Raw genomic sequence first — 11,142 nt, 5'->3', positions numbered from 1 at the left:
ATAACGAGCCGACGTCTGAATGATTGTCGGCTTTTTTGTTTTTTAATTTTTAAAAAAGCTAAAAGATAAAAACAACAGGGTTTTGGAATCTAAAATCTAAAATCTAAAATCTAAAAGTCTAATGAGCAATACCTACAAATCCGCCGGAGTCGATAAAGAAGAAGGCTACAAAACCGTTGATAAAATAAAATCTGCAGTTGCCGAAACCCACAACGAAAATGTTCTTAATAATTTAGGAAGTTTCGGAGCGTTCTATCAAATCGCGGGCTATAAGAATCCCGTTTTGGTGAGTGGAACCGATGGTGTTGGAACCAAACTGAAAGTCGCTTTAGATTCTAAAAAATATGATTCTATCGGTGTGGATTGTTTTGCAATGTGTGCTAACGATATTTTGTGTCATGGTGCGAAACCGCTTTTTTTCCTCGATTATTTAGCGTGTGGAAAACTCGATTCTGAGATTGCAGCAGAAATTGTGATGGGAATGGTGAAAGCCTGTAAAGACAATAATTGCGCTTTGATCGGCGGCGAAACAGCCGAAATGCCTGGAATGTACAAACCTGGAGATTATGATGTTGCAGGTTTTTGTGTAGGAATTGTAGAAAAAGATCAAATTATTGATGGTTCAAAAATTAAAGTTGGCGATAAAGTTTTAGCATTGCCAAGTTCAGGATTTCATTCGAACGGATTTTCTTTAGTGAGAAAAATTTTTCCCGATTTTAATGAAGAATTTGAAGGGAAACCGCTTTACGAAACACTTCTTGTTCCAACCAGATTATATTATCAACCGATTCATAAATTATTGGAAGAAGTCAAAGTTGCAGGAATTGCGCATATCACAGGTGGTGGAATCATCGAAAATATTCCGAGAATTATTCCTGAAAATTTATGTGCAAAAATCGATGCTTCAAAAATTAAAATTCCTTCTGTAATGTTGGAATTAGAAAAACGAGGAAATATCGACCGAATGGAAATGTACGGAACTTTCAATATGGGAGTCGGAATGGTTGTAGTCATTGATGAAAAACATGCCGAAAAAGTAATGGATTTGCTTGATGACGCTTATGAAATTGGCGAAATCGTAGAAAATTCTGAGAAAATTATTTTAATGTAAAATTTAAAAGTCCATCTCCTTTGGAGAGGGATTTAGGGTGAGGAATGAAAAATATAACTGTTTTAGTTTCAGGTGGCGGAACCAATCTTCAACGAATTATAGATTGCATCGATTCTAAAGAAATTTCCGATGCGAAAATAAATCTCATCGTTGCAGACCGAGAATGTTTCGGATTAGAAAGAGCCAAGAATCATCAAATTTCTCATCAATTAATAAAGCGTGGAAAAGATTTTTCTGAAAATTTAGAAAATGCAATTCCTGAAAATACGGATTTAATAATTTTAGCGGGTTTTCTTTCTATTTTAAATAAAGAATTCTGCGAAAAATTTGAAGGTAAGATTATCAATATTCATCCTGCACTTTTACCCAAATTTGGTGGAAAAGGAATGTGGGGAAATCACGTTCACCAAGCAGTAATTGAAGCCAAAGAGCAAGAAAGCGGCGCCACCGTTCATTTTGTGACCTCTGGAATCGATGAAGGTGAAATTATTCTTCAAGGAAAAGTTAAAGTTGATGTTGATGAAAACATAGAAACTTTAGCGAAAAAAATTCATCAAATAGAATATGAGATTTTCCCGAAAGCAATTGAAAAAGTATTAAGATATTAACTTTTTTAAAAATAAGTACTATGAATAATTGTTTAAAAAATTCGATTTATTTTCTTCTCATTATGTTCTCTTTTTCGGCACAAAGTCTAAAAGAGATTGAAATTAAAGAAGTAATATAAAATTCTTTTTGATGAAATATGGTCGAAATTAAATATTTCGGAGGTAGATAATTAGTATTCATCAGGTTTTTATTGCTTGAAGATGGTGAAATATCGGATCGAAATGCAGTAAAAGAACTGATGAAAAATGGGGTGATTCCAGAATTTCAGAAATACAATTCAGACGGTACATCTATTAAGCGGATTAATCATATAGAAGTAGTGAAGGTATCTTTTTCAAAAAATACAGCATGGATTTCTTATCGTAATACGGCCGAGTTTTTATTGAATGGTGATTTTTTTAATAAAATGGGAACCATTGAAAGTGCAATCTTAGTAAAAGACAACAAAAAATGGAAAATGCTATTGCTTCATTCAAGCCCGATGAAAATTGAAGATACAAAATAAGATAAAGAACAATTTGAATAAGATGAAATTTCTATGATTGAATATGATATTTTTTCGAAAGCGATAAGTCCCTAAATCCCCAAGGAGACTTTAAGCCACGAAGTGATGATGTCTTAGAATTGGTTAAATTAATAGGAAGAAATAGTTAAAAGCCAAACGAAGCCACGAAGTGGCGAAAACCTATAGCCACGGGTGAAGCCCGTGGAAAAATGAAAAACGAAACGTAGAGCCACGAAGTGGCGACATCAATAGCATTGGTAAAACCCAATGAAATGAAAATAAACAACCGTTGATGAAAGAACGGATTCTAATAAAAAGTAAAAAGAAAGAAAAAATGTCAAAAAAAAGAGCACTAATCTCCGTTTCCGATAAATCCGGACTCGCAGATTTCGCAAAATTTTTAGAAGAAAAAAATTACGAATTGGTTTCCACGGGCGGAACTTTCAAACATTTGAAAGATGCTGGTTTAAACCCAATTCAAATTGATGAAATCACGGATTTCCCTGAAATGTTGGATGGCCGCGTGAAAACCTTGCATCCAAAAGTTCATGGCGGATTGCTTGCGGTTCGAACCAACAAAGAACACATGGAAACCGTTCAGCAACACGGGATTGGATTAATCGATATGGTCATCGTTAATTTGTATCCATTTTTCGAAAATGCAAATTCTGATATTTCTTTGGATGAGAAAGTAGAGTTTATCGACATTGGTGGACCTTCAATGTTGCGTTCAGGAGCGAAAAATTTCAATGCCGTTACGGTAATTACCGACGTTGAGGATTATGCAAAAATTCAGCAAGAAATTGAAGAAACAGGAAATGCGACTTTAGAAACAAGAAAAAAACTTGCCGGGAAAGTATTTAATTTAACGGCAGCTTATGATGCAGCGATTTCGAAAATGTTGTTGAATGAAGAATATCCACAATATTTGAACGCTTCTTATAAAAAAGTTTCTGATTTACGATATGGAGAAAACCCACATCAAACCGCAGCTTACTATGTTTCTACGATTGAAAATGGCGCAATGAAAGACTTTGAAATTCTGGGCGGCAAAGAATTGTCTTTCAATAATCTCCGCGACATGGATTTATGTTGGAAAGTTGTAAATGAATTCAAAGAAGAAATGGCTTGCTGCGCGGTGAAACATTCTACACCTTGCGGAGTTGCGGTGGGAACTTCGGCTTTGGAAACGTATCAAAAAACATTCGAATGCGATCCTGTTTCTATTTTCGGTGGAATTATCGGGATGAATTTTAAAGTAAATGCTGAAACTGCCGAAGAACTCAATAAAACTTTTCTTGAAATTGTAATGGCTCCAGATTTTGATGAGGAAGCTTTAGAAATTTTAAGAAAGAAAAAGAATTTAAGAATTATTAAAATTAAAAATCCAGTTTCAGACCAGCAAACTTGGGTGAAAATTGATGGCGGAATTTTGGTTCAAGATAATGATAATCAGTTCTCGGATGATATTAAAACAGTTACCGTTTTTAAACCAACAACCGAACAGGAAAAAGCATTACTCTTTGCTCAACGTGTTGTAAAGTATGTAAAATCAAATGCAATCGTAGTTTCCAATGGCGTTCAAGCTTTAGGAATTGGCGGTGGACAAGTGAACCGAATTTGGGCAACGCAACACGCCATCGAAAGAGCAAAACTAAAATTCGACGGTGATTTGGTTTTAGCTTCCGATGCATTTTTCCCTTTCAGAGATGTTGTTGATTTTTGTGCTAAAGAAGACATCAAAGCCATCATTCAGCCTGGAGGAAGTATGAGAGATGAAGAAAGTATAGAAGCAGCAAACGAACATGGAATTCCGATGATGTTTTCAGGAATGAGACACTTTTTGCATTAATTTTGCTATTATGAATTAGAACGGAAATTTTTTCCAACTCCATTTGAAATTTATTTTCAATTGAGTAATTTTGAAAAAGCAAACAAATAATAAACTATGAAAATTTTAATAGTAGGAAATGGCGCCAGAGAATCTGCGATCGCTTTAAAGCTCAATAGCGATAAAAGGATTTCTAAATTGTATTTTGCAAAAGGAAATGCAACTACAGAGTCGTTGGGACAAAATGTATATGAAGACGGCATCGAAGGGCTGAGGGATTTGGTTATCAAAGAAAGAATAGATCTCACTATCGTAGGTCCGGAAGCACCATTAGTAGAGGGGATTGTAGATGAATTCAAGAGTCATAATCTTAAAATTTTTGGTCCTAGAAAAAGAACAGCAGAATTAGAAGGAAGCAAAGCGTTTTCGAAAAAATTCATGCAAACTCATCATATCAAGACCGCAAAAGCAGTCGTTTTTGAAGCTTACCAAGATGCCATTGATTATGTGAGAACTCAAAAATTTCCTTTGGTAATCAAAGCCAGCGGACTTGCAGGTGGAAAAGGAGTGGTGATTGCCCACGATTTAGCAGAAGCAGAAACGACTATTCATCAGTTTATGATCGAAAGAATTTTTGGTGATGCTGGAATTCAGTTGGTGATTGAAGAATATTTAAAAGGTTTTGAAGCATCGATTATTGCCTTTTCAAACGGTGACAAATTATTCCCCTGTATTCCCGTAAAGGATTATAAAAAAGCAGGATCAGGCGATACAGGACCAAACACCGGCGGTATGGGAAGCGTTGCGCCAAGTCCCGAATTTACCGATGCCCATCAAAAAGATTTTGAAGAAAACATTCTGAAACCTACTTTAGCAGGACTTCACGCTTCGAATATCCGTTTTAAAGGTTTTATCTTTTTCGGTTTAATGGTGACAGAAAACGGAACCTATTTGCTGGAATATAATATGAGATTGGGTGATCCGGAAACGCAAGTAATTATGGCGTTAATGGAAAATAATCTCTACGACGTGATTATGGATTGCATCGAAGGAAATGATATCGAACTAAAATTCAGCGACAAAAAAGCAGTGTGTTTGGTAATGTGTTCTGGTGGCTATCCGCGTCAAATCGAGACAGGTTTTGAAATTCGAAATACCGAGAAAGTTAGCAGTCAACTTCTTTTTGCAGGAGCTAGGGTGAAAGGTAATCAGATTTTAACCACTGGTGGACGTGTTTTAAGTTTAGTTGCGACTGGCGATTCTTTCGAAGAAGCACGTAAAAAAGTGTACCAAGATGCTGACATTATCCACTTCGATTACGAATATTTCAGAGACGATATCGGCAAATTTTAATTCATAAGGCGTGATTTTTCACGTCTTTTTTATTATCGTTTTTAGAAGCCTGGAACCTGCTCTCCGCTATATTTTTTATTGCGCTAACGCTCCATAAAAGGATGCCTCTGCGATCAGGGCTAGGAATTCGGATACCAATGAAAATAACGATCTAAAATAAAATTTAAAACCACAAAAAACCATAAATTCACAAAGGAAAATTGGTGCAATACCTACATTCAAAATGAATACAAAACCTTTGAAAATCTATAGATTTCTACTTTATGAACTTTTATTTAATGCTTTTTGAATTAATCTTTTTTGACTTTGTGGTTGAAAAATAAGTGCTCGATTCAATTTAATGACAGAAAATCTTAATTACCTAATGGTGAAAGAATAATGATTTAAAATAAAAAATCTTAAAAATCGAACTCACATTTTTAACACCCAACACCTAACACCTAACACCTAACAATACATATGCAAAACGGTATCATCATCCTCGATTTCGGATCACAATATAACCAACTCATCGCAAGGCGAATTCGCGAACTCGGCGTATATTCCGAAGTCGTTCCATTCAACGCTTCCGTTGAAGAAATTTTAGAAAAAAAACCAGCAGGAATTATTCTTTCCGGCGGGCCAAGTTCTGTGAATGCAGAAAATGCCCATTTAGTTGACAAAGCACTTTTCGAGCAAAACATTCCTGTTCTTGGGATTTGTTACGGAATGCAATTAACAACCCATCTTTTGGGCGGAAAAGTAAAAAAAGGTGAAAAAGGCGAATACGGAAAAGCAAAATTAGAAATTCAAAAATCCAATCAATTGCTTTCCGGCGTAAGTCGTTTTTCAACCGTTTGGATGAGCCATTTCGACGAAGTAGAAACCGTCCCCGAAGGTTTTGTAATCAACGGAACTACCGACGTGATTTCTGCAATTTCAAATGAATCCAAGAAAATTTATTGCGTACAATTTCACCCCGAAGTTTCGCATACCGAAGAAGGTTCAAAAATGATTGAAAATTTTGTTTTCAATATTTGTAACGCAGAAAAAAACTGGAAACTCACCAATTATATCGACAAAACCATTGCCGAAATTAAAGAAAAAGTGGGTGACCAAAAAGTAATCCTCGGACTTTCCGGTGGCGTAGATTCTTCGGTTGCGGCAGTTTTAATTCACAAAGCAATTGGCGATCAGTTGCAATGTATCTTTGTGGATACCGGACTTTTAAGAAAAGATGAAGGACAAAAAGTAATGGAAAATTACGGTGAACACTTTAATTTGAAAATTAAAATGATTGATGCTTCCGAAAGATTTTTATCCAAATTAAAAGGCATTTCGGATCCGGAACAAAAACGAAAAGCAATCGGTAACGAATTCGTAGCAGTTTTCGATGAAGAATCTCATAAAATTGAAGGCGCGAAATTTTTAGCGCAAGGAACAATTTATCCTGATGTTATTGAAAGTCAATCGGTAAAAGGACCATCATCAGTAATAAAATCTCATCACAACGTAGGTGGACTTCCCGAAGAAATGGATTTCGAATTGCTCGAACCTTTAAGAGAATTATTTAAAGATGAAGTGCGAAAAGTAGGCGAGGAGTTAGGAATTCCGCATCATTTGGTGCATCGTCATCCGTTTCCTGGACCAGGTTTGGGAATCAGAATTCTAGGCGAAGTGGATGAAGAGAAAGTCAGAATTTTGCAAGAAGCCGACGATATTTTCATTGAAGAATTGTATAAAAATAAATTATACGAAACTGTTTCTCAGGCATTTGTGGTTTTGCTTCCAGTAAAATCTGTTGGTGTAATGGGCGATGAAAGAACTTACGAATACACTGCGGTTGTTCGTTCTGCAAATACCACCGATTTTATGACCGCAACTTGGAGCCGACTTCCGTACGAGTTTTTAGATACCGTTTCCAGCAGAATCATCAGCGAAGTTCGTGGGATTAACCGTGTTGCGTACGATATTTCGAGCAAACCACCTGCAACTATTGAGTGGGAATAATTATCAATTAAGATTGATATAAATAATTAAAAAGTAGAAGTTAACATCATTAATTTCTACTTTTTATTTTTACAAATTATTTTCCGCCACCGCTTTCTTTTTCAACATCAGTTTTGGTGTTTTCTTTTACTTTTTGATTACCAAAACGTTTCACTAAGGTGATCGAAACTCCGTGATAATCGACTTGCGAAAAATTTCTGAAAGTCCCAATCGGTGCATAAGTGGTATTATCAAAGTTTAGTTTTGCAAAGGGATTAACAAGCCTTAAAGTTGTTTCTAACCCGAGATCTTTAAAGATTTTGGTAACCGACATATTATGAAAAACGTTGGGTTTATTATTAAGCGTATTTCCATTGTTTTGCGTAAATACTCCGACCCAAGCATTGATATTAATGTCTTTATTGAAAAGATTGGTGTATGAAATATTTGATGAACCGTTGATGTTGGTCAAGTAACTTTTAATATCCAAATTATTTTTCTTATTGAAATCACTATTGTCGCTATAATTCAGTCCCAAATTGAGATTTACACTCAATTTATTTTTAAGAAATGTTTGATTCGTATTGAAGTTCAAAGAATACCGCTCAGATTTTCCATTAAAATTGACCGGCATTGAAATCGTTTTTTTATCTTCAATAATATAAGTATCCCAATAATCCTGATTGGTAAATGAATAATTGGCAGAAATGAAATATTTCTTGAATAAACCCAGTTTCAAACCAATTCTATCACTTGGATTTGGTTGCAGATCCATATTTCCGCGGTAAAAAGTTCCATCATCAGTTGGTATTAAAAAAGGATTAAATTCCGAGTACCACGGCCGCCACAAATTGTGATTGTAGGTTGCGCTTAAGTTATAGTTTTCGGAGAAAGAATATTTTAAAAGCAAATTGGGGAGAAATGTTCCATAAGAATTTGTCCTCTCAATATTACCCACATTTTGCCTGATTTTGTACGAAATATATTCATAACGCAATCCGATTCTAGTTTCTAATTTTTTGAAAAAAGTTTTTGAGAAATTAACGTAAAGAGAGTTTAGATTTTCCGTGTAATGAAAATCGTTGCTTCTGTTTTCGTCAAAAATAAATTCGTTGTTGGTTAGATTAGAATAATCGTACGGAATTGCATTATTTCGAAAATCCATTTTTCCGCCACCTTCAAAAGCGATATCAGATTTCCCGAGGGTTTGGGAGTAATCTGCCTTCAAATAATATTCTCTGTTTTCATTATTGGCGATAATTCTGCTTCCTGTGGGAATTGGATTATTGCTTGAATTAAGAATACGATCGTTCGTATCAACCGTAGAATCGTAGTTAAATCCCGCATTAATATCAAGGATCTTATTTTTTTCTTTGTCATAATATTTATAAAACAAATTATTTCCGAGATTTCGGCTGTAGCCACTTAGGTTTTGATCTTGCGTGTACGAATTTTGTAAGATATTATGTACGTAATTGTTTCCCAAAGCATTAGAAAAACTGTTTCTATTATTTTGTGCGAATTCTAAAATCAATCCGATCGTATTTTTTTCATTAAGTTCTAATTCCGAAGCGGACGAAAAAGAAGGCGATTTTCCCAATTCTGTGCTTTCTGTAGCGATTTTTGTTAAGGAATCTTTAGCATAAATAAAATTTTCACGTCTGTTTTTAGAAATTCTAGTATTATCACCATAACTTCCTGAAAAAGACTGGGTGAAATTGCCTTTATGATAATTAATATTCAGATTAGAATATTGCGAATTTTTCGCATTTTGTGAATTATTAAATGTTGCACTTCCTTTTAATCCTTCATTCAATAGCTTTTTCAAAACGATATTTATCACTTCTCCCGTCGTTTCATATTTAGCAGACGGGCTTGTAATCACCTCGATTTTCATCAGATTTTCCGCAGGTATTGTTTTTAAATATTCCTTTAATTCTTTCCCTGTAAAAATCGATTTTCGGTCATTAATATAAAGCGTTACACTTTCGCCTTCCGCTTTGATGACATCATTATTATCAATACTAATTAAAGGCGTCATTTGAAGAACTTCCCAAGTGGTGTTTCCCGCCAAAATAGAACTATTGGCAACATTGAAAACCGTGCGATCGGCTTTGCTTTCAACCGTAGGTTTTTTGGCAATTACAACGACTTCCTGAATGTTTTTTTGTTTAATGGTGTCTTTTTTAGACTGCGCCGAAAGAAAAGTTGAACCAAGAATAATGGTAGAAAGAATAATGATTTTCATGCAAATAGTTTGTTTTTTTATAAACAATTGAAAGCTGCGTTTTATTACATCTACTTCCAATTTTTTAAGATTAGTCAATGGTAATGGCGGAATGTTACTGATTTTTTTAATGTTTTAAAAAATTATATAAAGAAAATTTTTATAACTTTTTTGAATAAAAAAATCTAAAGTTTTATGGTTCAAAAACTAAAACCAAAAAAACTATCTTTGCAAAATGGAAAAAACCACTTTTGCCGATTTCGATTTACCAGAGAAAATTCTGAATGTTTTAGCAGATCAAAATTTATTTGAACCAACTCCTATTCAAGAAAAAAGTTTTGGACCTATTCTGTCGGGTCGCGACGTGATGGGAATTGCTCAAACCGGAACCGGAAAAACTTTGGCGTATTTGTTACCCGTTTTGAAAAATTGGAAATACAACAAAAATGGAAACCCTACCGTTTTGATTCTCGTTCCTACCAGAGAATTGGTGGTTCAGGTTGCTGGAATTTTGGAGAATTTAACGCAAAATATCACCGCAAGAGTAATCGGTATTTATGGTGGAAAAAATATCAAAACCCAAAAATTACTTTTTAATGATGGTTGCGATATTTTGGTCGGTACCCCCGGAAGAGTAATGGATTTGGCGATTGATAATGCAATTTCATTAAAAGAAGTGAATAAATTAATCATCGATGAATTTGATGAAATGCTGAATTTGGGTTTCAAAGCACAATTGACGCACATCTTCCAAATGATGAAAGAGAAAAGACAAAATATTCTTTTTTCTGCAACCATGACGGAAGCGGTTGATGCTTTATTGTACGAATACTTTGCAGGTCCTAAAGAAATTTCATTGGCAAAATCTGGAACACCGATTGAAAAAATTGAACAGATTGCTTATAAAGTAGAAAACTTTAATACCAAAATTAATCTTCTTGAAAATTTATTGAACACCGATGCCGATTTTTCTAAAGTATTGATTTTCTGTAATAATAAAAAACACGCTGATTTACTTTATACTAAAATTGAGGAACTTTTCCCGGATCAATTTGATGTAATTCACTCCAATAAATCACAGAATTACCGTTTGAATGCGATGCGAGCTTTTGAAAAACAAGAAGTTCGAGGTTTGATAACGACCGATATTATGGCGAGAGGTTTGGATATTTCGGATATTACGCATGTTATCAATTTTGAAATCCCGGAAGTTCCCGAACAATATATTCACCGAATTGGTAGAACGGGGCGTGCTGATAAAAATGGGATTGCCGTTTCTTTTGTTACTAAAAATGAAGAAAGCCAATTATTGGATATCGAAGTTTTAATGGATAAAGCAGTAATCATTAAGGATTTCCCTGCAGAAGTTAAAATTAATCCGGTAAAAATAGCTTCTGAAAAAGATGAGGTGGTGATGAAAAATGCGCATACCGTAAAATTAGAAGAAGGTGGCGGCGCATTTCACGAGAAAAAAGACAAAAACAAAAAGGAAAACTGGGGCGGTCCCCATGCAAGAAAAATTCCGAAAAAAATTGGAG

At 34.7% G+C, this 11,142-nt stretch carries 8 protein-coding genes; 7 read left to right on the top strand and 1 reads right to left on the bottom strand.

From position 1 onward, the window contains the following. The first annotated feature begins 121 nt into the window (after positions 1 to 121). The 6 genes from purM to guaA all read left to right on the top strand — a co-directional run bounded on the left by purM (position 122) and on the right by guaA (position 7,398). Positions 122 to 1,111, top strand: a complete 990-nt coding sequence (gene purM, locus WBY99_RS09030; protein ID WP_423976002.1) for a phosphoribosylformylglycinamidine cyclo-ligase — start codon at positions 122 to 124, stop codon at positions 1,109 to 1,111. Between the two features lie 44 nt (positions 1,112 to 1,155). After that, complete coding sequence (gene purN / locus WBY99_RS09025) at positions 1,156 to 1,719, top strand: phosphoribosylglycinamide formyltransferase (RefSeq protein ID WP_423976001.1); 564 nt, start codon at positions 1,156 to 1,158, stop codon at positions 1,717 to 1,719. 191 nt (positions 1,720 to 1,910) lie between these two features. Then, positions 1,911 to 2,225, top strand: coding sequence for a hypothetical protein (locus WBY99_RS09020; RefSeq protein WP_423976000.1), 315 nt, complete (start codon positions 1,911 to 1,913; stop codon positions 2,223 to 2,225). Between the two features lie 334 nt (positions 2,226 to 2,559). Further along, a complete protein-coding gene (gene purH / locus WBY99_RS09015; RefSeq protein WP_423975999.1) occupies positions 2,560 to 4,077 on the top strand; it encodes a bifunctional phosphoribosylaminoimidazolecarboxamide formyltransferase/IMP cyclohydrolase in 1,518 nt (505 codons plus the stop codon). Between the two features lie 96 nt (positions 4,078 to 4,173). Then, positions 4,174 to 5,409 carry a phosphoribosylamine--glycine ligase gene (purD, locus tag WBY99_RS09010; protein WP_423975998.1) on the top strand — a complete coding sequence of 412 codons (1,236 nt, stop codon included), beginning with the start codon at positions 4,174 to 4,176 and terminating at the stop codon, positions 5,407 to 5,409. Between the two features lie 459 nt (positions 5,410 to 5,868). Next, the gene (gene guaA, locus WBY99_RS09005; protein WP_423975997.1) at positions 5,869 to 7,398 is read left to right on the top strand and encodes a glutamine-hydrolyzing GMP synthase; all 1,530 of its coding nucleotides are present in this window, start codon (positions 5,869 to 5,871) and stop codon (positions 7,396 to 7,398) included. Positions 7,399 to 7,474: 76 nt separating this feature from the next. Here the strand turns inward: guaA and WBY99_RS09000 are convergent, their stop codons facing one another. Continuing rightward, positions 7,475 to 9,625, bottom strand: coding sequence for an outer membrane beta-barrel family protein (locus tag WBY99_RS09000; protein WP_423975996.1), 2,151 nt, complete (start codon positions 9,623 to 9,625; stop codon positions 7,475 to 7,477). 214 nt (positions 9,626 to 9,839) lie between these two features. On the opposite strand from WBY99_RS09000, the gene WBY99_RS08995 reads away from it, so the two are divergent. Next, a partial coding sequence (locus tag WBY99_RS08995) for a DEAD/DEAH box helicase (protein ID WP_423975995.1) occupies positions 9,840 to 11,142 on the top strand: 1,303 nt, incomplete at its 3' end.

It is taken from the genome of Kaistella sp. (assembly GCF_049588135.1).
Lineage (GTDB): Bacteria > Bacteroidota > Bacteroidia > Flavobacteriales > Weeksellaceae > Kaistella.
The sequence above is the reverse complement of the archived record's forward strand: the minus strand, read 5'-3'. Positions and strand labels throughout refer to the sequence as shown.

Excerpts from the sequence above, each read along its gene's own strand:
- purM (WP_423976002.1), top strand. The coding sequence starts at position 122 with ATGAGCAATACCTACAAATCCGCCGGAGTCGATAAAGAAGAAGGCTAC.
- purN (WP_423976001.1), top strand. The coding sequence starts at position 1,156 with ATGAAAAATATAACTGTTTTAGTTTCAGGTGGCGGAACCAATCTTCAA.
- purH (WP_423975999.1), top strand. The coding sequence starts at position 2,560 with ATGTCAAAAAAAAGAGCACTAATCTCCGTTTCCGATAAATCCGGACTC.
- purD (WP_423975998.1), top strand. The coding sequence starts at position 4,174 with ATGAAAATTTTAATAGTAGGAAATGGCGCCAGAGAATCTGCGATCGCT.
- guaA (WP_423975997.1), top strand. The coding sequence starts at position 5,869 with ATGCAAAACGGTATCATCATCCTCGATTTCGGATCACAATATAACCAA.
- WBY99_RS09000 (WP_423975996.1), bottom strand. The coding sequence starts at position 9,625 with ATGAAAATCATTATTCTTTCTACCATTATTCTTGGTTCAACTTTTCTT.